Below are 24,848 nucleotides of genomic sequence, written 5' to 3' on the forward strand. Positions count from 1 at the left end.
GCCTCTACAACTGCATCCCCGCGCCAAGCTTGCCGCGGAGTGTATGCGTCAGGGCGCCATACGCTCCCAACTGTCGTCCATCTGATTGCGAAACCACGTCATCTGCCGCTTGGCGTACTGGCGTGTCGCCGCCGAACCCCTGTCGATCACCTCGTCCCTCGTCAGCTCGCCGCGAAACATCGCTGCAATCTGCGAAACGCCGATCGCCTTCATGGCGGGCATCTCGGCTGGTAGATTAAGGGCAAGCAGCGCCCGAACCTCATCCTCCGCGCCCTGCTCCAGCATCGCCTCGAAACGGCCGTTGATCCGCTGGTGCAGCACCGCGCGATCAGGCAGCACGACGATCTTCCGGGCGCTATCGGGATCTACGATCACCGGTCCGGTCTGCTGTTGAAAGGCGGCGATCGAACGGCCCGTCGCTTCCAGGACTTCCAGCGCGCGGACGATGCGCTGCCCATCTTCAGGGTTCAGGCTTTCCGCAACCGCCGGATCCCGCTCCTGCAGCGCCGCATAGAGCTGCGACGGCCCCTCGTCGATCAGCCGCTGGCGCAATCCTGCGCGGATTTCATCGGGTATCACCGGCATGTCGGAAAGCCCGCCTGTCAGCGCCTTGAAATAGAGCCCGGTGCCACCGACGAAAACAGGCAGTCGCCCCTTGTTCCGCAAACGCGGCAGGAGCTCGACGACATCCCGAATCCAGGCACCGGTCGAATAGGCGGTACCGGCAGGCACGTGCCCATAAAGATGATGCGGCACGCCTTCCATGTCGGCGTCATCGGGTCGCGCCGTCAGCACCCGCAGCGTGTCGTAGACCTGCATGCTGTCGGCATTGATCACCGCGCCGCCATGCTGCTTTGCCAGTTTCACGGCCAGCGCGGACTTGCCGCTTGCGGTCGGCCCGGTTATCAGGATCGCACCTGTTGTGCTCAGAAGGTTTTCCATATGGCTCTCGTTGCCACGCTTGTTGCCAATCCGTCAAACCCCGTTCTGTCTCCGGCGCTTGCCGAGAAGGCGCATGACAGCGTTAAAGCTTCCGGACTCTACTGGCTGGCGGATGGCATCGCCTGCGATATCGCCCTTCGCGACGGCACGGATGCCGCGGAAGCCGAAGCTGCAATTCTTTCGGTCCTCTCGGGCCAGCCGGTCGATGTCGTGGTTCAGAACGCCGAGACGCGCCGCAAGAAGCTGCTGATCGCCGACATGGATTCGACGATGATCGGCCAGGAATGCATCGACGAACTCGCCGCCGAAGTCGGCCTCAAGGACAAGGTGGCAACGATCACCGCCCGCGCCATGAACGGCGAGATCGCCTTCGAACCGGCGCTGCGCGAGCGCGTCGCACTGCTGAAGGGCCTGCCCATTTCCGTCGTCGACGAGGTCATCGCCAAGCGCATCACACTGACGCCTGGCGGCCCGGAACTGATCGCCACGATGAAGGCGAAGGGCTATTACACCGCCCTCGTCTCCGGCGGTTTTACAGTGTTTACGAGCCGCATCGGCGCCACGCTCGGCTTCGACGAAAACCGCGCCAACCTGCTGCTCGACGAGAACGGCACCCTGTCCGGCTTCGTCGCCGAGCCAATCCTCGGCAAGCAGGCCAAGGTCGACGCGCTGATCGACATCTCGGAAAAGCTCGGCATCACCCCTGAGGACGCCATCGCCGTCGGCGACGGCGCCAATGACCTCGGAATGCTGCATCTCGCAGGATCCGGCGTCGCGCTCCACGCCAAGCCGGCCGTCGCCGCCGAAGCGAAGATGCGCATCAACCACGGCGACCTGACCGCGCTTCTCTACATCCAGGGTTACCGCAAAACGGATTTCGTGACGCCATGACCGAGACGATCCTCACGACCAGCAGGCTCATCATCCGCAACTGGCGTGAGGAGGACCGCGATCTCTTTCACGAGATCAATTACGACCCCGATGTCATGGAATTCTTCCCGCGGCGGCGCAACCGCCAGGAATCGGACGAGCTCTTCGATTACCTCCGCAAGCTGGTCGCCGACACCGGCCTCGGCTTCTACGCCCTGGAACACACGGAGACCGGCGACACGCTCGGCTTCTGCGGCATCATGCGAACCTCGCACGAACCGGCAATCCCCGACGGCACCGTCGAGATCGGCTGGCGGCTCGCCAAACGCCATTGGGGTGCGGGCTATGTCAGCGAAGCCGCAACCGCGCTGCTGCAGCACGGCTTCGACAACCACGGGCTCAAGGAAATCGTCGCCTTCACCGTCCCCCAGAACCGCCGCTCACGCGCGGTCATGGAACGCATCGGCATGACGCATCATGAAGATCGCGACTTCGACCACCCGAAGGTCCCGGCCACGACCCCGGACTTCATCCGCCACGTCCTCTATGCGATCAGCGCGCCGGAGCGCCGCTAGCCCTATTCCATAGGCACTGCGATGAAGCGCAGGTCGCCATTGGCGGCGGCGATCATCATCTGGGCGTTGCGGCGGCCTTCCTGCTTCAGCGACTGAACCTTGGCGGCAACCGCATCCGGCGACTTCATGAATTCCTGCGCCACCTCGACGATCACGTCGCCGGGCTTCAGGCCCTTTTCGGCCGCAGCCGAGCCGGGCGTCACTTCCGTCACGACGACGCCGTCGACGCTTTCGGCGATGTTGAAGGTCTTGCGGATATCCGGGTTGAGCAGCGACAACGACAGGCCGAGAATGTTCTTCGGCGCCGCCGCATCAGGCGCGACCTGACCCTGCTGGTCTGTCTGGCCCTGGCTTTTGTTCTCGGGACCCTTGTTTTCAGTTCCCTTGTTCTCGGGCGTCTTGTTTTCCGTGCCCTTGTTGTCGGGTGACGGCTGAGCCTGATCGCTGTCGGGCTCGTCCATGTCGTCGTTCTCGCCGGGATCCGGATTGATGACGCCGCCATTCTGCGAACCGTCATCGCTGTTTGCCGCAGCCTGGTCGCTGTCTTCGAGACGGCCGAGCGTCACCTTGACGGTCTGCTCCTTGCCGTCGCGCAGCACCACGACGTCGACTTCCTTGCCGACGGGGCTTTCGGCGACGACGCGCGGCAGATCGCGCATCTCGTTGACGGCCTTGCCGTCGAATTTCAGGATGACGTCGCCGGCCTTGATCGAGCCGTTGTCGACGGGGCCGCCCTTGATGACACCGGCAACCAGAGCGCCCTTGGCCGAATCGAGGCCGAGGCTGTCGGCGACATCGTCGGTCACCGGCTGGATGCGAACGCCGAGCCAGCCGCGGCGCGTCTCGCCATATTCGCGAAGCTGCGCCACGACACCCGAAGCGAGTTCCGACGGCACCGAGAAGCCGATACCGATCGAACCGCCGCTCGGCGAAATGATCGCCGTGTTGATACCGATGACCTCGCCCTTCATGTTGAAGAGAGGGCCGCCAGAATTGCCCTTGTTGATCGCCGCATCCGTCTGGATGAAGTTGTCATAGGGACCGGCATTGATGTTGCGGCCGCGGCCGGAAATGATGCCGACGGTCACCGAGCCGCCGAAGCCGAACGGATTGCCGATCGCCATCACCCAGTCGCCGATGCGCATGCCGCTGGAATCGCCGAACTTCACCGCCTTCAGCGGCGTCTTCGGTTCGACCTTGAGAACCGAAAGGTCGGTCTTGGTATCGGTGCCGATCAGCTTTGCCTTCAGCTTCGAGCCGTTGGCGAAATTGACCTCGATATCGTCGGCACCTTCGATGACGTGGTTGTTGGTAACGATATAGCCTGCGGGGTCGATAACGAAGCCCGAACCGAGCGAGCTGACATTGTGGTTGCCGCCGCCCTTGCCGCCCTGCTGCTTGTTGAAAAAGTCGTTGAAGAATTCCTGGAAGGGCGATCCGTCGGGCGCGCGCGGCGCCGGACCGGCGCCTTCGTCGTCCTTGACGTTCTGCGATGTCGAGATGTTCACGACTGCATCGAGAAGGCCTTCAGCGAGATCGGCGACGGAAGCCGGGCCGTTTGTCGGCGGCGTTCCCTGAGCGGCTGCGGTGCCGGCAAGACCGATATTGGCAAGAAGGGCTGCGCCGGCCAGGAGAGCGAGCGATCGTCTGAAGGTCGGGCGTGTCGTGGGGGCCATCAAGCTTCCTCATATCAGGTCAAAGCGGCAGTCTGACCACCAACATAGGGCGGAATGATGGAGCGTGAAATCACCTTTTCGCGAAATCCCGCGCAATCTCAACTCAGCCTGTGAGAAGCCGGACAAAGGCACCCCCGGGACCGACAGCGGCCAGTCCGAAAGCGCGAATCTGTTGCTCCGCAACCGACGGCAAAAGCCCTGCCCTCTGCACAAAAAACGAGGGGCCGGTGCATAGACCAGCCCCTCGATCATGAGAAAGAATGCAGGCACCGTCAGGAAATCCTGCAGTCCTCTATTGTCAGTTTGCCGGTGCGGCGGGTGCAGCCGGCGCCGGAGCTGCCGGCGGTACCGACGGCGCACCGGTGGCGCTGTCGAAGTAGCGGAAGAACTCCGAGTTCGGCGACAGCACGAGCGTCGTATCCTGCGACGAGAGCGACGAGGAATAGGCCGACATCGAGCGGTAGAACTCGAAGAACGACGGGTCCTTGCCGAACGACTCGGCGAAGATCCGGTTCCGGTCGGCATCGCCCTGACCGCGCAGGATTTCGGAATCACGCTGCGCTTCCGCGGTGATCTCGACGACCTGGCGGTCGGCGACGGCGCGGCGGCGCTGGCCTTCTTCATTACCCGAAGCGCGGATCCGCTCGGCTTCCGCCAGACGTTCCGAACGCATCGCGTTATAGGTGTTCGGCGCGACCTCTGGCGAGAGGTCGGTGCGGCGGATACGGACGTCGTCGATGTTGAGGCCGAGGTTCTCGGCATCGATCCTGAGATCGTCGCGGATCTCGAGCATCATCGCAACGCGCTCTTCGGAAAGAGCGGCATTGTAGTCACGCAGACCGTAGACGCGGCGCAGCGACGAATCGAGCTGGGCGCGAAGACGTGCCTCGGCAGCCTCGCGGTCGCCCGACACCGTTTCGCGGAAGCGGCGGACATCGGCGATGTTGTAGATCACGAAGGCGTCGACATCGAAAGTCTGGCCGTCCTGAACCTGTACGCGGATGTTATCGAGATCGAGGCGAAGCGCCTGCTTCTCGACATACTGCACGCGATCCGCATCCATGAAGGCGAAAGGCAGCTTGAAATACAGGCCCGGCTCGGTCTTGACCGACTGGATCTGACCGAAGCGGACGACGATCGCCTGTTCGCGGGCATTGACCACGAAGACCGACGAATAGACGACGAAGAGGACGACCGCGAGTGCGATCAGCACGGCGGGAAGCTTATTGGATGTCATGGCTCAACCTCCCTGCTGTGCCGGTTTGCCGATCTCGTTGAGCGGCAGATAGGGTACGACCCCCTGCTTCTCGTCGATGATGACCTTCTTCGAATTCTTCAGCACCTGTTCCATCGTTTCCAGGAACAGCCGCTTGCGCGTCACGTCAGGAGCCTTTGCATATTCGTCGTTGATTGATGCGAAGCGCTGTGCCTCACCTTCCGCTTCCTTGACGACACGGTCCTTGTAGGCTGCGGCGTCTTCGCGGATCTGAGCCGCCTCGCCTCGCGCCTGGCCGAGCCGCTGGTTGGTATAGCGGTTTGCCTCTTCGATCGTGCTGTCGCGGTCGCGGCCTGCACGCTGCACTTCTTCGAAGGCATCGGAGACTTCGCGGGGCGGAGCCACGTTCTGGATCGTCACGCCGGTGACGGTGATACCCGCCTTGTAGCGGTCCATCGTCCCCTGAACGATATTGAGAACGTCCGTTTCGATCGGCTGACGATTGCTGCGGAACGCGTCCTGTGCCGGACGGCGGCCGACGATCTCGCGCATGGCGCTGTCGGAAACCTGCTGCAGCGTTTCCGCCGGGTTCTCGACGTTGAAGAGATAGGCCTTCGGATCACTGACGGTGAAGAACACCGCGAACTGGACGTTGATGACGCTGCGGTCGCCCGAGAGCATCAGGCCGCTCGAGGACGACGACGACGTTGCGCCGATATTCTGCTGCTGCACCGTGACCTTGACCGTTTCGACCGTCTCAAGCGGCCAGAAATGGAAATGCAGGCCCGGCATCGAGACTTCCTGCTTCGGCTGGCCGAAGCGCAGTTCCACACCACGCTCGTCCGGCTGGACGATGTAGATGCACTGGAAGAGCCAGAAGGCTGCGAGAACCGCGACGATGATCAGCGCCACGCCGCCATTGAAGCCGCCGGGCACCATGCGTCCCAGCTGGTCCTGACCACGGCGAATGATGTCTTCGAGATCGGGCGGACCGCCCTTGCCCCCGCCGCCGCCTTTCGGACGGTTCGGGCCCTGCCCCCATGGTCCCTGATTGTTATTGTTACCGCCGCCGCCCCATGGGCCGCCGCCGCCATTCTGATTGCTCCAGGGCATCAAAACCTCTTTGTTCGTTGAACTCCCGATCGCATAATGCCCGCGGGGGCGGCAGACGGTAAGCGATTGTGACCGTTATAGGTATCGCCGACCCTGCTTTCAACGCGACATGAGCGGCTCAACGTTGTTTCTTGAGAAATAATTCGTTACCGGCCCATAACCCGCTGGACCTAGCGCTCTTCCTCGTCGCTGAAAAAGCCGTATTGAGCTCCAGCACTATCTGCTGCGACCTTCTTTTCATACAACTCAAAGTATTTATCGAATTCTGGCTGCCGGCCCATAAATTCTTCCTTAGATTTGTATCTGTGATGAGGTTTCCGGCGCTCAAAGCGGGTAATTCTGAAAGGAAAATCGTCGAAATCTGTTTTTGGATACTCGTCCTCAAACCCTCGCTTCCATTCAGATTTTGAGCCCACAGCATCCTTCTCAAAATCAGTCTCGAATTTCGCGTCACCGTTGATGTTTCCGCAAAACACCTCGGTCAAATACACCTGATTAATGTACTTTTCGAAAATCTGATAAATCTGCTCCCCACCGATAACAAAGAACTGCAGATTTCCTGAAAATATTGAACTTACATCGGCGAGCAGCAACGCGGTCTCCGGATCCTTGGCCCACTGGACAAGCCTAGAGTCCGACTTCACCTCTGATCGAGACAAGACAATATTAGTGCGATTGGGAAGCGGCCGGCTTCCGAGTGATTCAAAAGTTTTGCGACCCATTATGATCGCATGTCCAGACGTTCGCCTTTTGAACAGTTGCAGATCTGTCTTCAGATGCCATGGCAGCCTATTCTCGATACCAATTATATTATCGGGATAACTGCGGGCAACAATCGACGTCGCCGACGGCATCTTAACTTTAGCTTTCTTACTGTTCATTTCAACGCAATCTATAGTTGCACAGCCTGAATAACTGTGGTTACCGCACAGCCTGCTCGTGTTCAAGGCAGAATATCAGATTGATGGAGAAACACGTGGAAAGCTAGCCAACAGCGCGACCCGCAGACGTCTGCTGCGCGTCCGGATTGCCGAGCCAGATGACGGCAACGCGCTCGCCGGTCTGCTTGGCGAGATACATGTAATTGTCGGCGCGCTTGACGAAGGACGCCGCCGTATCCGACGGCTCGAGCAGCGCCACGCCGACAGCAGCACCCACCTCCGTGATCGCCCCGTCGATGGCGATCGGCTTGAAGATGCGCTCGGCAGCGTCCGTCACCGTATTCCTGACATCGTGGATCAGCACCGGATCCACCTCGATCAGCACCACGAATTCATCACCGCCGATCCGGGCGATGAAATCATTTGCGCGAAAACTCTCGCGGAAACGGCTGGCAAGCGTGCGGATCACCTCGTCACCGGCACCGTGCCCCAGCCGGTCGTTGACCGCCTTGAAACCGTTGAGATCGATGAATGCCAGCGCCATCGACTTTTCCGCCGCCCGCGCCGCCTCGATCTGCTCCGCCAGCGTCTCGTCGAAACAGGCCCGGTTCGGCAGGCCGGAGAGCGCGTCCGTGCGTGCCGAAGCACGCAGCGCCAGCTCGATCTCACGCTGATGGCGCACGCGCGCCGAAACATCCATGATCACTTCGACGTCGAAGGAAACACCGCCGACGATGGTGCGCTGCGCCGAAATCAGCGTCGGAATGATCGTCCCGTCGGCATGGCGGATATCGACCTCTTCAAGCACATAAGCACCGTCCTCAGCCAGCATCCGGTGCCGGCGATCCCGCGCCGGATTGTCGATCGCGGCTCCATCGGAGGTCAGTTTCTTGCCGCTGATATCTTCCCATTTCAGACCGGTCAGCTTCAGATAGGCGTCATTGACCTTCGCATAGCTCGACGTCTTCGTGTCGCTGGTGGTGATCGCCATGGCGATCGGCGCAAATTCGAACATGCGCATCAGCATCGACGACAGTACATCTGGGGGAAGAAGGTCAGTATCGTCCATTGCGGTCCCGGGAGCATTACCTGCGCGGGAGAAAATAACCGAGAGCTATTAAGATCTTACTGATGAAACTTGGTACATTTTCAGACATTGCCGGATAAAGACGTTTTCAATCGTCTCCCGGTCCAGCGCTTTGCTGAAATTGCGAAGAGGTCAAACAGCGATCGGCGAGGCGCAATGGCCTCGCCTGGCTCATTAGAGTATCCGCAACGTCGGAATAGCGGTGACGAAACGCCCGCCCCAATCCGCAATATACTTGCAGGATTCGACGATCTCCGCCGTCAGATTCCACGGCAGGATCACCACGTAGTCGGGCTTTGCGCGCTCCAGCTCGCTCGGCGCATAGACAGGAATGTGGCTGCCGGGCAAAAGCTTGCCCTGCTTCACGGTGCTTCGATCGACGACAAAGCTGATATCATCACGCGTGACACCACAGACATTCAGGAAGGTGTTGCCCTTCGCAGCGGCGCCATAGGCCGCAACGACCTTGCCCTCGTCTCGCGCCTGGCGCAGAAAATCGCGAAATGCGTCGCATACCGCCGCGATCTTGGTGCCGAACTCGCGGTAAGTCCGCATGTCCTTCAGGCCAAACCGCTCCTCCTCCTCACGCATGGCAAGAAGGCGCTCGGTCGGCGCGCGCACTCCATCATTGCGCTGAGCATAGACTCGCAGCGAACCGCCATGCGTCGAAAGCTCCTCGACATCGAAGACCTTCAGGCCGCAGGCCTCAAAAATCCTCTCGGCAGCGAGCAGGGAGATGTAGGAATAGTGCTCGTGATAGATCGTATCGAACTGCAGGCCCTCGATCATCCGCAGAAGATGGGGGAATTCGAAGGTTGCAACGCCCTCCGGCTTGAGAACGATCTGAAAACCGCGGACGAAATCGGCGATATCCGGCACATGGGCCAGCACGTTGTTGGCCGCCGTCAGGTCTGCACGAATGCCACTCTCGACGATCGCCTTCGCCGTATCGCTTCCGAAGAACGCCACCTTCGTCCGCACGCCTCGCCCCTCGGCAACTTCGGCCGCATTGGCAGCCGGCTCGACGCCCAGCACCTTGACACCCGCTGCCGCAAAATACTGCAGCAAATAGCCGTCATTGGATGCAACTTCGATCACGGTCGACTGATCGCCGAGGCCGAAGCGCTCCGTCATCAACTGCGTGTAACGCTTTGCATGATCCAGCCAGCTCGTCGAAAACGACGAGAAATAGGCATACTCAGCATTGAAGATCTCGCCCGGCGGCACGGTCTCGGTGGTCTGCACAAGAAAGCACTCGGAGCAGACCATGACCTTCAGCGGAAACGAACGCTCGGTCTCGATCGCCGCCTCATTGGGCAGGAAGGAATTCGACCATGGCGTGGCGCCAAGATCGGCAACAGCATTGGTCAACGGCGTTGAGCAGAAGCGGCAGGCATGAACCATGCTGTTACGCGCCTTTCATAAAAGTATCGATCTGATCTGTGACAAGCGACAGCGGCTCGCCGCCGCCACGCCAGCGGTCGTACCAGCGCGCGGTCCATTCGATTGCCTCGGGCTGGCTGAGCTTTGCCTGCCACGAAAGATATTCCCGTGCTTTCGTCGGGTCCAGCCCGAGCGTCTGCATCTCCCGGGGCTTGTCGCTGGCAGAGCTATCGTTCCAGGTTCCCGCGACACCCATCGCCGCCTGAACATCGGAGGCAAGGCGTCCGACAGCAATCTGCGCCTCCTCAGGCGATGGCCCGAAATTGAGCGAATCGGGCACCTGTTTGCCAGCAAACAAGTCCTCGCAGAACAGGAAATAGCCATTCAGGCAATCGAGAACATGCTGCCACGGACGCGTGGCAAGCGGACTGCGGATATCGAGGACCTCGCCGGCCAAAGCGGCGCGCACGATATCCGGCACCAGCCGGTCTTCGGAATAATCCCCGCCGCCCAGAACATTGCCACCGCGTGCCGTGGCAAGCCTGACGCCCCGCGACCGGTAAAATGAATCGCGATAGGTGGCGGTGACAATCTCAGCCGCGGCCTTCGAACCGGAATACGGATCATGTCCGCCCAGGCGATCGCTTTCGACAAAATGCCGGCCGCTCTCGTCGTTGCTGTAGACCTTGTCGGTGGTTACGACGAGGATTGCCTTAACCTCGTCGACTGTGCGGGCCGCCTCGAGAAGCCGCACCGTGCCCATCACATTGACGTCAAACGTCTCGACAGGTTCCGCATAGCTGCGGCGTACCAGCGGCTGGGCGGCCATGTGCAAAATGATATCGGGTCTGCTGCGCGCGACCGCAGCCGTGAGGCTGTCGGTGTCGCGCAGATCGGCAATCGTCTCGCCACTCAGTCCGGCGCTGCCAACGAGCGCATGCAGAGAAGGCAAAGTCGACGGCGCCAGCGCATATCCGAAGACGTCTGCGCCAAGCCGCGAAAGCCACACCCGCGCCCACGTGCCCTTGAAGCCGGTATGCCCGGTGACGAGCACCCGCTTGCCGCGCCAGAAACGGCTATCCGGCAGACGGCCCATCACCAGACCTTCCATGGCGCATGGCCGCTCTGCCAGAGCTCCTCGAGCTGATTCTTGTCACGCAGCGTATCCATCGGCCGCCAGAAACCGTCATGGTTGAAGGCCATCAGCTGGCCATCACGCGCAAGACCTTCGAGCGGCGCACCCTCGAAAGACGTATCGTCGCCGGCGATGCGATCGAGAACCGAGCGGTTGAGCACAAAGAAGCCGCCGTTGATGCGCGCATTATCGCCTGCAGGCTTTTCCATGAAACTGCGAACCTGCCCCGCATCCGTCAGCAACGCGCCATAGCGGCCGGGCGGCACGACGCTGGTAACAGTCGCTTCCTTGCCGTGGCGATGATGAAAATCGGTCAGCGCCTGAATATCGATATTGGCAACACCATCACCATAGGTCAGGCAGAACGTGTCACCGAGATAATTGGCGACGCGCTTCACACGCCCCCCGGTCATCGACCCCTCGCCGGTCTCGACCAGTGTAACGCGCCAGGGCTCGGCCTTGGTCGAATGATAGGTCGTCTCACCGCGCTCCATATCAAAGGTCACATCCGCCGAATGCAGGATATAATTGGCGAAATATTCCTTGATCATATAGCCGCGATAGCCAAGGCAGATCACGAAGTCGTTGAAGCCATAATGGCTATAGGTCTTCATGATATGCCAAAGGATCGGCCGCCCCCCGATCTCAATCATCGGCTTCGGCCGCAAATGGCTCTCTTCGGAAATGCGGGTGCCGTACCCGCCGGCGAGAATGACGATTTTCATGGTCTGCTACCCCAGGCGCGCGTACCTGGAAAGGCATGACGCGATTGACAATTGCGATGCCGGCCTTATCACCTTCCACACGTGCGCGCGATCGGCATAGATGCGCGTTCAATGTGACATTTTATGTCTGATTGCAAGAGAGGGATGCTGACATGGCCAAGGTTGGTATTGGGATACCGACGTACAACGGCGCGGAGTTTATCCGGGAATGCCTTGAAAGCTTGCAGCAGCAGACCTTTGAAGACTTCGAAGCTTTCATTTCTGACAATGGTTCGACGGATGGCACTAGTGAAATTTGCGAAGAGTTCGCGACGGCAGATCGTCGGTTCCGACATCATCGATACGACAAAACTGTCCCTGTCTTAGATAATTTTCTTCGCGCCCGCAGCCAATTAGAAAGCCAATACTTCATGTGGCGTGCGGATGATGATTTGGCAGAGGCTACACATCTCGCAGGTCTTGTGCAGGCGTTGGAAGCAAATCCTTCGGCCGTTCTGGCAGTCTCCAGCATTCTCCGTCATTCGGATTCTTCGGAGAAAGTCTTTGGATTGCCATCAAACACGGCTAGCGAGAGAGTAGACAGGATTCATGATGTCCTAATCGGGTGTCATCCCAGCTGGTTTTATGGCCTTTGGGACTGGGCGACGGCGGGGCAAATGGCCGATTTTTTGATATCTAGTTATTCATTCGATTGGGCGGCTGACCATGTGATGTTGTTGCCGCCGATACTTGATGAAAAGGTTGCATTTTCTCAAGGCGGCCATTTCATTCAACGCATAAAGAGACAACAAGCTTATCTGCTCTCTCCTTCGAAAAAGCTTCAAGCGCGTGCACGTTACACCGACCTAGCGCGCCGACTGTTGGACGAGCGGGATTGGACGCCGGCGGAGCGACGCGCAATGGATCGGACGATGTGGAAGCACATTGAACTTCGGGTTGCTCCTTTGTCAAAGACAAAGAGACGAGCAGTTAAGGAACGGCTCTTGTCGCTACTGCGACTTGGATAAATCAGCGGGGATATGGGCAGCGTTCCCCACGTCCAAAGATTGACTTCAAGTGTAGCTACAAAGTAGATGCAACGCCTGAACAGGAGCATTGAAATGTCGACCGGATCACAAATCTGCAATGTCGTCATCGCGGGAATTGGCGGCGCATCTCTGGGTACAGAACTCGCAAAATGCTTGCGGCTGTCTCGCGGCTATAAGGTGATCGGCGCGGATGTTTCCCCAACTGCATTTGGACTTTATGATGAGAATTTCGACAGCACATTCCTGATTGATAGAGACAACTATATAGAGGAAATCATCAGGGTTTGCCGGCAGAACAATGCCGAGTTCGTCGTGCCGGGTGGCGAGCAGCCTATGACATTGCTTGGCGCAGCCAATGAACAATTGTTGGAGGCTGGCGTTCGTTTGATAGGCAATTCGCCCGAGATTATCGGGGTATTTTCGAACAAGATACGCGCCTCGGAATACCTATCTGAAGCCGGAGTCGCAACGCCTAGAACAGCGATAGCTGATCTGCCTGGAGCGCTTGAATTGGTCGGGCTGCCATGCGTGATAAAGCCTGCGACTGGAAGCGGCGGAAGTGCGTCCGTTTTCTTCGCGACTAACGCTGATGAGGCCTTAACTTATGCACAATTCATCCGGCGCTCAGGCACAGTTCCCCTTGCGCAGGAATATATTGACGCTGGTAGCGGTGAGTTCACAGTTGGTGTTCTTTCTCTGCCCAACGGTCAGGTTGCAGGATCCATTGGGTTAAGGCGCACACTGGATGCTAAGCTTTCGGTATCGTATCGCGGTCGAGGCGGCCTGATCTCCAGCGGCTATTCCCAGGGCCATATTGGTGAATACGCGCTCGTAAGACAGCAGGCAGAAGCTATTGCGCTCGCGATAGGCAGTCGGGGGCCAATAAATGTTCAAGGGCGGATGCGCGGCGACGTATTTGTTCCATTCGAGATCAATCCTCGCTTTTCTGCGTCGACCTACCTTCGCGCGATGGCAGGTTTCAACGAGCTCGATGTTTTCATTCGCTTTACGCGTGATGGCGAATATCCAAAGCTTCCTCCCATACGATATGGCTGGTATCTCCGCAGCCTCACGGAGCGGTTCGTGAGTGACACTCAGCTGAAGACTGGGGCATAACTTGAGTATCCGTTGGATCACCCCTGAACTTGGTACCGCCCCAGCCGATGAAGTGTTCGGTCGCGATGACGTTTTGGTCGTTGATGTTCGAAACCTTCTCGACAAAGAAGGTAATGACCTGATCGAGGTAAGCAAGCGGATAGAGCAGGGTTTAGCCTCGTTGAGACGGGGTCAACGAACAGTTGTGGCATGCGACTATGGCATGTCACGAAGTAACGCGATCGCCGCAGGAATTATATCGAAATTCCAGGGGATTCCATTCATCTCTGCCGTACGTCTCGTTGTTGAGGCCACTGGGGAAGGAGAAATAAAGGCAACAGTTCTGAGTGCGGTGCGTGCCGCAATTTCGTCGCCGAACACAACCAATATCGAAGCGCCTCTCAGAACTGTCCTTGTAACTGGGGAAAGTGGCACAACAGGATCAACGGTGCGCAAATCCCTCGAAAGATATTTCAAGGTTCTGTCACCTACCCGCCGCCAACTTGACCTTGAAAAGGGCACAACACTGCTTGAGCTTTACATTGAGGAAAATCAGGTCACGCACCTTGTCCATCTAGCGAATCCGCGAGTCTCTGCATCCAATTTGGGGTTCGGCAGATCACTTACCATGTTGAGAAACGTTCTTGATGTCTGCGTGCAGCGCAATATCTCGCTGCTTTATCCCTCCAGTGCAGAGGTTTATTCTGGTTACTCAGGCACCCTAGAAGCAGACGAAACTACGCCACTTTTTGCACGTGGGCCGCTTGGCGAAGCCAAATACGTTGCTGAGACCATGATTGCCAATTGCGAGAAAATGACCTCGTTAAGATGTTGCGTAGTCCGGTCGCCGCCGATTTACGGACCACATCTTCCGAAGCCTAAGTTTTTAAATAACTTTATCGGAAAGGCTATTGCGAACCAACCAATCCTCACCCATCGCTATGGCAGTGAAGAGCCGAGGTTGGATCTACTTTTCGTTGACGACTTTGCGGAAGCCATTTCATGCGCGGTAGCTTCAAGCTACGTGGGGCCGTTAAATATCGGAACCGGAACCCTTACCTCAACCCGCGTTATTGCTGAACTGGTATGTGAATTGACTGAGAGTCAGAGCAATTTGGCGTATTCGGCGACGTCTGCCAAGCCAAATTCGGTCTCGATGAATGCGGCAAAGGCAAAGCAGGCCATCAATTGGACCGCAAGAACAAGCCTTCGCGAGGGACTTATCAAAACAATCGATGGCTTTGGGAAAGGAAAAATCGATGAGTGAACAAACAGAGAAGGAGCTCCAGGAAGGCTTTTCCTGGGCCCGTTCGCAGATGTTTGCCGACTATAACGCAGTTCTAGGGATGTATCAGGGCTTGGCATGCCTCGAGCATGCACGTGGCGAGAGCCTGTTAGATATGCCTTGCGGCGACGGATTGGTGACGGCGCTTATGGCGCCGCGATTTAAGCGTGTTGTAGGACTTGATGCCTCAAGCAAGCATTTGGCGCTTGCCAAGAGGAATCTCCCTGATGCTGAATTGCATGAATGCCTTATCGAGGATTTCTCAACCGAAGAGCGGTTTGATACAATTACTATGATCAATGTGCTCGAGCACGTTGCAGATCCCATTGACGTTCTCCAAAAGGCGGCATCGCTTCTTTCGGCAGAAGGAGTGTTGATTGTCCACGTTCCAAATGCGCGCGCAATCAATCGCCGATTGGCAGTTTTAATGGGAACGCTTACCTCTTGCGAAGAGTTGTCTCCATTTGACATCAATATCGCAGGGCACCGCCGCTCGTACTCGATGAAAACATTCACCGATGACATTACAGCGGCCGGACTCAAGATAGAAAAGACCGGTGGAGTGTTTTACAAAATGCTTTCCACACCACAGATCGATTGGTTCCTAAAAAACGGTCTGTGGGAAGATGGCGGCTTTGGTTGGGGGCGCGTTGGCGGTCCACAAAAAAATTGGAAAGAGGAGTTTTGCCGCGCATCGTATGAACTTGGCAAAGAGCATCCAGAGGATTGCAACGTAGTGTATGCTTGCATTACGAAGTAATAGTGTTCACCTCGGCACAAACTAGATGGCTATTAGCCTAGCCATCTAGTTAAAACATCAATGTCCGGCTGCTTCAATTACCGAAATAACACGTTCTATGTCCCGAGCGTTCATATCATGATAACTTGGCAGATTGATCGCCCTGCCGGGAAGATCATAAGCGACAGCATTGCTCTCAACGCTCTCAAACGACGGCAACGAACTCAACGGCCAGAAGAATACACGCGCATCGATATTCTCGGCAGCGAAGACCTCTTGCAGCCGCTCTCGCGTGATGCCGGTTTCCTTGGCAAAGACCACCGTCGGCATCCAGAAGCCGTTCTGGCTGCCTGCCGGCTCCGGGTTCATCGAAATCGAGTTAAGCCCGCTTAGGCCATCCCTATAGGCATAGAAGATTTCGCGCTTTCGATCGATGAGTTCACCGATCCTCTCAACCTGCGCAAGGCCGACCGCTGCCTGAAGGTTTGAGATCTTGTATTTGAAGCCAATCTCGTCCGGCCAGAATTGTTTGGTCTGTCCTCTTGCGCGACCGTGGTTCGAAAGCGTGAGAACTCGCGCATAAAGCGCGGAGTCATTGGTCACGAACATCCCCCCTTCACCAGTGGTGATGGTCTTCGTGCCATGAAAGGAGAATGCGCCGAATGCGCCCATGGCCCCCGCACGGTTTCCACGCCACACCGAACCGATGGCCTCGGCAGCATCCTCGATCACCGGCAATCCATGCCGCGCGCCAATGTCTAGCAATGCATCCATATCACAAAGGTTGCCATAGATGTGAACCGCCAGGATAGCTTTCGTTCTGGGCGTGATAGCCGCTTCGACCTTGGCCGGGTCGAGGCACCAGCTGTCGGGCAAGACATCGACGAAAACAGGCGTTGCGCCGAGGTGTACAATCGGTGCGGCCGAGGCAATCCAGTTTGTGTCTGCCATGATGACTTCGTCGCCGGGACCGATATCTAGGGCAGCAAGTCCCATATGCAGCGCGCCGGTGCAGCTTGACGTCGCGATCGCATGCTTAACACCAAGATGAGCCGCAAAAGCGGCTTCAAACTTGTCGATATATTCGTAGCATCGTTCGCCCCAGCCATTGGCTGCCGCGTCGGTAGCGTAGGACACTTCCCGCTCAGTGATGGAAGGTTTGGTGTATAATATGCGCTGCTTCATTTTCATTTCTCACGGAAGATTATCGACACCTGCATCCAATTGCGCCGTCAGGTCAAGAGCTCAAGACCGCTTGCCTTTCCGTCCCGCCTGGGGCATCTCCGAGGCGTGTGAATTTCACGAGAACTGCCATGCCACGTTTCACCTTCACGCCGACCCCTCTCCCCGACGTCACGCTTGTCGAACGCCAGCGTCTCGGCGATGACCGCGGCTTCTTTTCCCGCTTTTTCTGCGTCGAAGAAATATCCGGGTTTGGTACCGGCAGCATCGCACAGATGAATCACACGATGACGAGGGAAAAAGGTGTCATCCGCGGTATGCATTTCCAGCGCGCTCCTCATGATGAGACCAAATTCGTGTCCTGCCTGAAGGGCGCCATCTTCGACGTCGCCGTCGATCTGCGCCCCGGATCTCCGACCTATCTCAAATGGCACGGTGAAATCCTTTCGCAGGACAATGCCCGCTCCCTGTTGATCCCCGCAGGCTTCGCCCATGGTTTTCAGACTTTGAGCGAGGACTGCGAATTGATCTACCTTCACGACAAACCCTATGCGCCCGATGCCGAGGGCGGGGTCAATCCGCTCGATCCCAAGATCAACATCTCCTGGCCTTTGCCTGTTTCGCAGATGTCTGCCCGAGATAGCAATTTCGCATTTCTATAGCGATTGCGGCACCCTATCGAGAGGTCTGGTCGCCAAGGTCGGACCAAACCGATTTTCCCTTGCTGACCGTCTTTGAAATCGCCCGCTGGTCGCGCCACTCGCGCCCTATATCGCGAATGACCGGCCGGGCATCCGGCGAATAGATGTAATTCTTGAAATTGGCGACCGTCCGCTCAAGCGCCGGATTGACCGCCGAGTAGAATTGCTTTTCCGGATCGAACTCTTCGATCAGCAATCCGGCGCAAGTCCGCGCAAAGTCCCCTCTCAGGAAAGAAGGCGACGTCGTGAACTTGGGGAACGACGTGAACTTCGGAATCTTGATCCCGGCGAACTTGAGATAGTTATTCCTTTTATGGAAATGCCCCTTCGCCTTTATGTCCCAGTTCTGATCGGCATGATGAAGCGATACCTGCTGAACGGCCCTGTCTGCAAAGGCGCTCAAGGCCTCATCGCCTATCCGCCCAAGCGAGATCCAATCGTCTTCCAGATGCAAGACGAAATCCGCTTCCGTCGCCTGCCATAGCCGCTTGACGGCGGCGCAGAAACTCGGGCGTTCGGGAGTGAAGACAACCGCTTCAGGGAAGAGACGACGGACGATATCGGCGCAGTCGCGCGCATCCTCATCCGATCCAAAGATCGGATCGATATTGATCGACACTCTTCCAACGTTGAAATTGGAAAACACTAGCTCGCCGAAGCTGGCCATCGTCGTTCGCAGCAGATCGGGTCGCCGCCCGGCGACGATACTGACATCGATATGCGTCAACGCATTACTCCTCAAACAGCGATCGGCGCCTTGATGCTGGCATCGGCCTCGTAGCCGGCGAGCTCGAAATCCTCGAATTTGAAATCGAAGATATCCTTGACGTCGCGCTTGATCAGCATGCGTGGCAGCGGCTTCGGATCGCGCGTCAGCTGCAGTTTCGCCTGCTCGAAGTGATTGTGGTAGAGATGCGCATCGCCGAGCGTGTGGACGAAATCGCCGTATTTCAGGCCGGTCACCTGCGCCACCATCATCGTCAGCAGCGCGTAGGACGCGATGTTGAAGGGCACGCCGAGGAAGATGTCGGCGGAGCGCTGGTAGAGCTGGCAGGAGAGCTTGCCGTCGGCGACGTAGAACTGAAACAGGCAATGGCAGGGCGGCAGCGCCATGTTGTCGACTTCGGCCGGGTTCCAGGCCGAGACGATGTGGCGGCGCGAATTCGGGTTCTTGATGATGCCGTTCACCAGATTGGCGATCTGGTCGATATGCCCGCCATCAGGCGCCGGCCAGGAGCGCCACTGCGCGCCGTAGACCGGGCCGAGATCGCCGTTCTCGTCGGCCCATTCGTCCCAGATCGACACGCCGTTGTCCTTGAGGTAGCCGATATTGGTCTCGCCCTTCAGGAACCAGAGCAACTCGTGGATGATCGAGCGCAGATGCAGCTTCTTGGTCGTCAGAACCGGGAAACCGTCGTTCAGGTCGAAGCGCATCTGATGGCCGAAGACCGAGCGCGTGCCGGTTCCCGTCCGGTCGCCACGGTCGGTGCCCTTGTCCATCACATGGGTCAGAAGATCGAGATATTGCTTCATGGCCGCCGCCGACTCCGTTTTCGCCTTATATTTAAGCCGTCCCTGCCCCGAAACCAACCACGCGGCATCGCTTTTCCAAGCAAAATCCGCCGATATCAACGACGCTTTTGTGACGAGCCTCTTCCCATGCCGTCAGGAAAACACTATATCAGCCTTGCCGGTCTTCGGGCCGGCTATGGCGATAAATGGGCGGTGTAATAAGCCTATTGGACCCGGGGGCGGTACCCGGCGCCTCCACCAAGAACAGCCGGATGTACGGCTGCTGTTGATGGGGGCGAAATAGGATCGACAAGGGTGTAAAGATCGACTTTTCGCTCGGCATGATACCGCCGTTATCGGGTCACAAGTGTAGTTGCAAACGACAACAACGCTAAGGAATACGCTCTCGCTGCCTAATGGCGGTGCGGGAATTCCGCTCCAAGTCCTCTAGGTTAGCCCCTTGAGGCGGGGTCCGAAGGCACCTGGCAACAGAAGCCTTCACCTTCTCCCTGCCATTGAAATCATGTATGCTTCCGTCAAGCATGACTCGGGGCAAGGCTTCCGCAGCGCGGCCGGACATGGCATATAAGCGAGCGAAAAGACTTCCGAACCAACGAAAGACAGGAAAAGCATGGGGCAGGACCACATCCGCTACGACATTCTGGCACAGGACGCGCTGCGTGGCGTCATCCGCAAGGTCTTGTCCGAAGTCGGAGCGACGGGCCGCCTTCCCGGCGACCACCACTTTTTCATCACCTTCCTGACCGGCGCTCCCGGCGTGCGCATTTCGCAGCACCTGAAGAGCAAATATCCCGAGCAGATGACCATCGTCATCCAGCACCAGTTCTGGGATCTGAAGATCACCGAATCGCTGTTCGAGATCGGCCTTTCCTTCTCCGACGTTCCCGAAAAGCTCGTCATCCCCTTCAATGCCATCCGCGGCTTCTATGATCCCTCGGTGAATTTCGAGCTGGAATTCGACGTGCCGCTCGCCGATGGCGAGGAGCTGACCGAAGCCGAAATCACCGCCTACCCGGTCGCTCCCGAAAAGAGCGAGGAAACGCCGGCGGCCAAGCCCGCCGAAGGCGGCGAGGAAAAGAAGCCCGGATCGGTCGTCTCGCTCGACGCCTTCCGCAAGAAGCAGTAACCGGAAGGGAAGCCAAGGCTTCCCTTTTTCATTCCAGCCAAAGTGCATTTTGGCCGGCCGAATTCATTTCAGATCGGGGCATGCCATGAGCGCCGAAATCGTCAATCTCCGCCAGTTCAGGAAGAAGCAGGCCCGTTCGGAAAAGGACAAAGAGGCCGAGCAGAACCGCATCAGCTTCGGCCGCACCAAAGCCGAGAAGCAGTTGACCAAGGCGCTGAACGACAAGGCGGAGAAGACCCATAGCCAGGGCCGGATCGAGAAGGACAAGGACGAATAGGCCCGTTGCCGATCGCACTGCTCTGTCCGTTTAATCAAGCCAGCAAGTCCCGCCGATGATCCGCAAGCATTCCGCAACGCTTCACGGCCACCGCACCAGCTTCACCCTCGAAGACGAATTCTGGGCCGAACTGAAGGCGATCGCCACCGCCCGCACAATCCCGCTTGCCGCACTGATTTCAGAGATCGACGATAGCCGCGCCGCCGACAGCAACCTCTCCTCGGCGCTGCGCCTGCATGTGCTCGCCTGGCTCAAGAACAGCGGATGATGGTAACTTTGGCGAGGTCATTGCCGCGCCCGTGAGCGCCCGGCAATGACCCCTTGATGGCTAGGTTCGGGTAACCACCCGATTTCAGCTTATGCGTTTCTGAAAACCGCGATACGCCGTCTTTCGATCAGAAGCTGCGGCATTCGCGCTAGATAAATGCGCTCGCCGCATCCCGAACTTGTCCGAAGGACGTAAATCGCTGGTCGATTGTGGAAAGACGGATATCCGGCTTATTGCGGAATGCCGGCGCCGGGCATGGTGTTGAAATTCAGGCCGTTGCCGCCTGTCGGTGCCTGGCCCTGGCTGCTGTTCTGCTGAGCCGCACGCCGTTGTGCTTCGGCCTCCGCCGCGGCCTTGGCGTCGGCAGCAGCCTTCGCATCCGCCTCGGCCTTCGCCCTGACTTCCGCTTCCGCCTTCTGTTTCGCAGCCGCTTTGGCGAGCGCCCGCAGACGCTCCTCCTCGGCCTTGCGCTCGGCCTCAATCGCCGCCGCCTTGGCGCGTTCGGCGTCGTTGAACTTGTAGAGAGCCACTTCGCGGCGCAGGCGCTGTTTTTCGAGCACGTTGGCCTGCAGGCGCTCGACGCGGCGGCGTTCGCGCTCGAAGGCGCGTAGCGAGAGGTAGCCGGTGATATCGGTCACGTCCATGGTGCGGCCAGGCGATGCCAGCAGACCGGAGAAATCGAGCCTGAGTGCCGGGTCGGCGCCGGAAAGCGCGTCGTTGCCGGGATTGAAGCCGATATTCAGCGAGGCGTTGATGCGCTCCTGCGGCAGGTCGATCTGCGCGTTGCCGGTCACCTTGGCGAGGTCGTTGGATACGGTGACGTTCTGAACCCGCAGCATGCCGTCGGTGATGTTGAACGGGATGCCGAGCGGCGGCAGCTTCGCTTCGCCGTTGTTCAGCAGCGTCTCGACGATCGGATGCACCTTGCCGGCATTCAGCTGGTCCTGCATCGGATCGGTGGCCGAAAGCAGCGGCGCCAGGATCGCCAGATTGAGGCCACGCACGCTGGTCTCGCCAAGCCGCATCTCGCCGGAGCCGGTCATCGAGCTCGCCAGCTCCGTCATCGACTTGCCGGATGCCTCGGAGCTCAGCGACAGGCCGAACTTGCCGTTGGCAATCGGCGCCCCGTCACGCGACCAGACGACGCCGCCGAGATCGGCATCGGCGAGCGCAAGCTTGGTCTGGAAGAAGCCGGTGCCGTCGGCATTGGTGAAGAGCAGGTTGCCGGAAAGCTTGCCGCCATCCCAGGTGCCCTGCATATCGTTCAGCTGCAGCTCGTCGCCCTTATAGGCGATGTTGCTGGCGAAATCGTTGACGGCGCCAGACCAGCCGGGCCAGAACTGCTGGGCCGAGAGCTTCAGGTTGACGTCCATATCCTTGAAGACCGGCTGTCCGAGTCCCTGTGTCGTCAGATTGCCGGTTGCAGGATCGGTCATCGGCCCATAGACGGCCTCGCCGAGCCAGATCGCATCGGCGCGGTCGAGCGCCAGCTCCCCGCTCGCCGTGGTCTTGTTCGCTGCCCTGTCGACCGCCAGCGAACCGGCGAACTTGTTGTCGGCAGCATGGCCCTTCAGGTCCGCGAATGTGATCTTGCCGCTATCGATCGTCGCCGTCGTCTGCAGGCCGAACGGCAGTCCGGTTCCAAGCTGCGGCAGCGCGATGCCGTTCATGATCAGGTAGGGATCGAGATCGGCGCTCTCCAGGGACACGCCGACTTGGCCGTTCATGAAGGTATCGGGACGCACATCGACCTTGCCATTGGCGGTAAACGACGTGCGGTCGGTCGCAAAGGCCAGCGAGGCATCGGCGGGATCGGTGCCGTTGACCTGCACCTTCAGCGACAGCCTGCCATTGGCATCGGCTTCCACCGGCAGCGGATCGAGACCGGCCTGGCCGAACAGCACAGAGGTCGTCGCATTCTCGAGCGTCGCCTCGAGGCTGGTCGTCCCCTTGCCGGTCAGCGCCAGAAGATCGGACATGCGGTAATCGAGATTGACGCGGCTGCCGTTGGAAACACCGGCGAGCGTCAGCGTCAGCCCGTCATTCTGGTCGCCGCCGAGCGTGAGAGCGCCGCGCAGAGCCGTATTGGTGTACCAGGCCGAATTGCGTACCAGCCGGTCCATGACGGGATGCTGCGGCAGATGCTCCTTCAGCATGGTGAAGAATGGGCCGGGATCGGCCGACTTGAAGGTGATCTCGCCGGAGCCCTTGTAGTCGAGCAGCGAGCCCTCGGCGCGGCCGGTCGCGGTCAGCTCGGCGCCCGCAAAATTCTTCACCGCCAGCTTTTCGACGGCAAGCGCGCCATCGGCGATGGTGAAGCTCGTCTCGACATTCGACGCCTCGACGCCGAAGGCCGTGAACTTGTCGGCCTTCAGCTGCGCCGTGATCTTGTGATCGAGCACATTGTCGCCGGCGTCCTGGCCGGTGAAGAGGCCGGTCAGCGCCCTCAGGGCATCGAGATCCAGCGCGTCGCCGTTCAAAGCCACATTCAGCGATGGCGTCTGGTCCTTGGGCGCCAGCCGTTCCACCCTGCCCTTCAGCGTTGCGGGGCCGACGGCGATCTCCAGATTGTCGAAACTCTGCTTCTGATGCGTCAGGCTGACATCGGCGGAAAAACCTGCCTGACGCAGCTGGCGGATCGCCGGATCGACGGAACCGGCAAGCCAGGAGGCAAGTCCGCTCGGCTGATTGGAGGCGACGGTCACCTGGCCGTTGAATGACGGCTGGCCGCGCAACGCGAGCCGCCCCTTGCCTTCCACCTGCGTACGCCCCGGCAGCGTGCCGACGGCATCGTCGATCGTCCAGCCGTCACCGGCCGGCTGCAGATCGAGCTGCACGTCGCGGATCGTCGTATCGCCGGCAACGATGGCCGGCAGGCGCACGCTTGCCTTGCCCGGCACCTGCGGGATCGGCACCTGCGCCACGATATTGATCAGCGAGTTGAGGCGCTGGCGGGCCGAAAGGCCGGGATCGCGCGCCGTCTTGCCGCCCGCGCCCTGATTGCCGATGCGGTTGACGTCGATCTGCTGGCCATTGGCGATCAGCAGGAATTCCGGCGCGCTGCCGGTATCGAGAGTCGCCTCCCCGGTGATCACATAGGGGTCATCGGCCGAGCCGACTTCCAGCCGGTATTCGGGAACGCGGATGCGCTCGTTGGTCAGCTCGAAACGGCCCTTGACGCGCGGTGGCGGCAGCGTCTTGTCATTCTTGCTCTGCCCGCGGTTCTCGATCGCTGCCGACATCGTGCCCTGATAGTTCGGCTTGCGGTCGACGAGCTTCAGCTCGCCATCGAGATCGACGCTGACAGGATGCTGGTCGGGAACGAGACGGGTGCGGACTTTCAACACGCCGTTTTCGTCCGGCTGGCCGCTGGCGATCGAGAAGCTGCCATGCTCGCCGTCGAGCGTGGCGTCGCCATCGATGCGCCAGGGACCGGCGAGCGACTTTGCCGACATCTCCGCATTCAGGCCTGTGATGTTGCGCGAGCGGCCGGACTGGTCGTCGATGAACTGCACATCGCCGCCGCTGACATGAACATTTTCGAGCACGACGGTCTTGGCCGGAATTTCCGCTTGGCTGCCGCGCATCCAGTCCAGCGTTCCATCCTTCAGGAGCCGCAGCCGCACCTTCGGATTGACGACGCGCATGTCGAAAATCAGCGCCTCGCCGGAGAGAAACGGCGCAAGCTCGGCGTCCATGGAGAACTGCTCGACCTGAACGATCGGCTGGCCATCCGGCTCCTGGCCGACGCGCACGTCATGCATGGTCACCGACGGAAACGGCAGCAGCCGCGCATCGACGGTGCCATGCACAGTGACCTTCTTGCCGATGATCTGGCTTGCCTGATCCTCGAAATTCTTGCGGAAGTCCGTCCAGTCGATGAATAGCGGTGCGAGTAGCGCCACAAAGAGCACTACGACGATCACTCCCCCTAGAAAGACGAGGAACCGGCCTACCAAATCAAGGATTCTCCATTCGGGATTCTGTTGCCGACACTACTGTTATTCATGC

23 protein-coding genes and 1 other RNA gene are annotated in these 24,848 nt (G+C 59.0%); 11 read left to right on the plus strand and 13 right to left on the minus strand.

Features of this window, described 5'->3' with window-relative positions; genetic code table 11:
• Positions 1-48: 48 nt before the first annotated feature.
• The gene (gene miaA, locus ACQZ5H_RS07855) at positions 49-942 is read right to left on the minus strand and encodes a tRNA (adenosine(37)-N6)-dimethylallyltransferase MiaA (RefSeq protein WP_449097246.1); all 894 of its coding nucleotides are present in this window, start codon (positions 940-942) and stop codon (positions 49-51) included.
• Here miaA and serB point away from each other — a divergent pair, their 5' ends adjacent.
• A complete protein-coding gene (gene serB / locus ACQZ5H_RS07860; protein ID WP_449097247.1) occupies positions 943-1,833 on the plus strand; it encodes a phosphoserine phosphatase SerB in 891 nt (296 codons plus the stop codon).
• A complete protein-coding gene (locus ACQZ5H_RS07865) occupies positions 1,830-2,387 on the plus strand; it encodes a GNAT family N-acetyltransferase (RefSeq protein WP_449097248.1) in 558 nt (185 codons plus the stop codon). Before serB ends, ACQZ5H_RS07865 begins: the two co-directional genes overlap by 4 nt.
• A 2-nt stretch (positions 2,388-2,389) precedes the next feature.
• On the opposite strand, the gene ACQZ5H_RS07870 is transcribed toward ACQZ5H_RS07865, so the two are convergent.
• The 8 genes from ACQZ5H_RS07870 to rfbF form a co-directional block, all read right to left on the minus strand.
• Positions 2,390-4,063, minus strand: a complete 1,674-nt coding sequence (locus tag ACQZ5H_RS07870) for a DegQ family serine endoprotease (RefSeq protein ID WP_449097249.1) — start codon at positions 4,061-4,063, stop codon at positions 2,390-2,392.
• Positions 4,064-4,361: 298 nt separating this feature from the next.
• A complete protein-coding gene (hflC, locus tag ACQZ5H_RS07875) occupies positions 4,362-5,300 on the minus strand; it encodes a protease modulator HflC (RefSeq protein ID WP_449097250.1) in 939 nt (312 codons plus the stop codon).
• Between the two features lie 3 nt (positions 5,301-5,303).
• On the minus strand, positions 5,304-6,392 hold the full coding sequence (gene hflK, locus ACQZ5H_RS07880; RefSeq protein WP_449097251.1) for an FtsH protease activity modulator HflK: 1,089 nt from the start codon (positions 6,390-6,392) through the stop codon (positions 5,304-5,306).
• A gap of 170 nt (positions 6,393-6,562) precedes the next feature.
• Complete coding sequence (locus tag ACQZ5H_RS07885) at positions 6,563-7,273, minus strand: dihydrofolate reductase (RefSeq protein WP_449097252.1); 711 nt, start codon at positions 7,271-7,273, stop codon at positions 6,563-6,565.
• Between the two features lie 103 nt (positions 7,274-7,376).
• Positions 7,377-8,342, minus strand: a complete 966-nt coding sequence (locus tag ACQZ5H_RS07890) for a GGDEF domain-containing protein (protein ID WP_449097253.1) — start codon at positions 8,340-8,342, stop codon at positions 7,377-7,379.
• Between the two features lie 192 nt (positions 8,343-8,534).
• Positions 8,535-9,764, minus strand: a complete 1,230-nt coding sequence (locus ACQZ5H_RS07895) for a methyltransferase domain-containing protein (RefSeq protein WP_449097254.1) — start codon at positions 9,762-9,764, stop codon at positions 8,535-8,537.
• 4 nt (positions 9,765-9,768) lie between these two features.
• Positions 9,769-10,839 carry a CDP-glucose 4,6-dehydratase gene (gene rfbG / locus ACQZ5H_RS07900; RefSeq protein ID WP_449097323.1) on the minus strand — a complete coding sequence of 357 codons (1,071 nt, stop codon included), beginning with the start codon at positions 10,837-10,839 and terminating at the stop codon, positions 9,769-9,771.
• Positions 10,839-11,603 (minus strand): glucose-1-phosphate cytidylyltransferase, encoded by a 765-nt coding sequence (rfbF, locus tag ACQZ5H_RS07905; protein ID WP_449097255.1) that lies wholly within the window; start codon positions 11,601-11,603, stop codon positions 10,839-10,841. Before rfbF ends, rfbG begins: the two co-directional genes overlap by 1 nt.
• Positions 11,604-11,755: 152 nt before the next feature.
• On the opposite strand from rfbF, the gene ACQZ5H_RS07910 reads away from it, so the two are divergent.
• The 4 genes from ACQZ5H_RS07910 to ACQZ5H_RS07925 all read left to right on the plus strand — a co-directional run bounded on the left by ACQZ5H_RS07910 (position 11,756) and on the right by ACQZ5H_RS07925 (position 15,771).
• Positions 11,756-12,610, plus strand: coding sequence for a glycosyltransferase family 2 protein (locus tag ACQZ5H_RS07910; RefSeq protein WP_449097256.1), 855 nt, complete (start codon positions 11,756-11,758; stop codon positions 12,608-12,610).
• 93 nt (positions 12,611-12,703) lie between these two features.
• Positions 12,704-13,747, plus strand: a complete 1,044-nt coding sequence (locus tag ACQZ5H_RS07915; RefSeq protein WP_449097257.1) for an ATP-grasp domain-containing protein — start codon at positions 12,704-12,706, stop codon at positions 13,745-13,747.
• Between the two features lies 1 nt (position 13,748).
• Positions 13,749-14,993, plus strand: coding sequence for an NAD-dependent epimerase/dehydratase family protein (locus ACQZ5H_RS07920; protein WP_449097258.1), 1,245 nt, complete (start codon positions 13,749-13,751; stop codon positions 14,991-14,993).
• The gene (locus tag ACQZ5H_RS07925) at positions 14,986-15,771 is read left to right on the plus strand and encodes a class I SAM-dependent methyltransferase (protein WP_449097259.1); all 786 of its coding nucleotides are present in this window, start codon (positions 14,986-14,988) and stop codon (positions 15,769-15,771) included. The genes ACQZ5H_RS07920 and ACQZ5H_RS07925 overlap by 8 nt, the downstream gene beginning before the upstream one ends.
• Positions 15,772-15,828: 57 nt before the next feature.
• Here ACQZ5H_RS07925 and ACQZ5H_RS07930 read toward each other — a convergent pair whose 3' ends face one another.
• On the minus strand, positions 15,829-16,935 hold the full coding sequence (locus ACQZ5H_RS07930; protein WP_449097260.1) for a DegT/DnrJ/EryC1/StrS family aminotransferase: 1,107 nt from the start codon (positions 16,933-16,935) through the stop codon (positions 15,829-15,831).
• 128 nt (positions 16,936-17,063) lie between these two features.
• On the opposite strand from ACQZ5H_RS07930, the gene rfbC reads away from it, so the two are divergent.
• Positions 17,064-17,594, plus strand: coding sequence for a dTDP-4-dehydrorhamnose 3,5-epimerase (gene rfbC / locus ACQZ5H_RS07935; RefSeq protein WP_449097261.1), 531 nt, complete (start codon positions 17,064-17,066; stop codon positions 17,592-17,594).
• A 13-nt stretch (positions 17,595-17,607) separates the two neighbouring features.
• On the opposite strand, the gene ACQZ5H_RS07940 is transcribed toward rfbC, so the two are convergent.
• Positions 17,608-18,360: a hypothetical protein gene (locus tag ACQZ5H_RS07940; protein ID WP_449097262.1), complete on the minus strand. Its 753-nt coding sequence runs from the start codon at positions 18,358-18,360 to the stop codon at positions 17,608-17,610.
• Positions 18,361-18,371: 11 nt separating this feature from the next.
• On the minus strand, positions 18,372-19,166 hold the full coding sequence (locus tag ACQZ5H_RS07945; RefSeq protein WP_449097263.1) for a thymidylate synthase: 795 nt from the start codon (positions 19,164-19,166) through the stop codon (positions 18,372-18,374).
• A 117-nt stretch (positions 19,167-19,283) separates the two neighbouring features.
• Here ACQZ5H_RS07945 and ssrA point away from each other — a divergent pair.
• From ssrA to ACQZ5H_RS07965, 4 genes are all read left to right on the plus strand, one after another.
• Positions 19,284-19,648, plus strand: a transfer-messenger RNA (tmRNA) gene (gene ssrA / locus ACQZ5H_RS07950).
• Between the two features lie 128 nt (positions 19,649-19,776).
• Positions 19,777-20,292, plus strand: coding sequence for an SspB family protein (locus tag ACQZ5H_RS07955; RefSeq protein ID WP_112715387.1), 516 nt, complete (start codon positions 19,777-19,779; stop codon positions 20,290-20,292).
• Positions 20,293-20,377: 85 nt separating this feature from the next.
• Entirely contained in the window at positions 20,378-20,569 is a 192-nt protein-coding gene (locus ACQZ5H_RS07960) for a DUF4169 family protein (RefSeq protein ID WP_112715389.1), read from the plus strand.
• A gap of 55 nt (positions 20,570-20,624) precedes the next feature.
• On the plus strand, positions 20,625-20,837 hold the full coding sequence (locus ACQZ5H_RS07965; protein WP_130278024.1) for a ribbon-helix-helix domain-containing protein: 213 nt from the start codon (positions 20,625-20,627) through the stop codon (positions 20,835-20,837).
• Positions 20,838-21,067: 230 nt separating this feature from the next.
• Here the strand turns inward: ACQZ5H_RS07965 and ACQZ5H_RS07970 are convergent, their stop codons facing one another.
• Entirely contained in the window at positions 21,068-24,796 is a 3,729-nt protein-coding gene (locus tag ACQZ5H_RS07970; protein WP_449097264.1) for an AsmA family protein, read from the minus strand.
• Positions 24,797-24,848: the final 52 nt, after the last annotated feature.

This window comes from Rhizobium sp. 21-4511-3d (genome assembly GCF_053522545.1).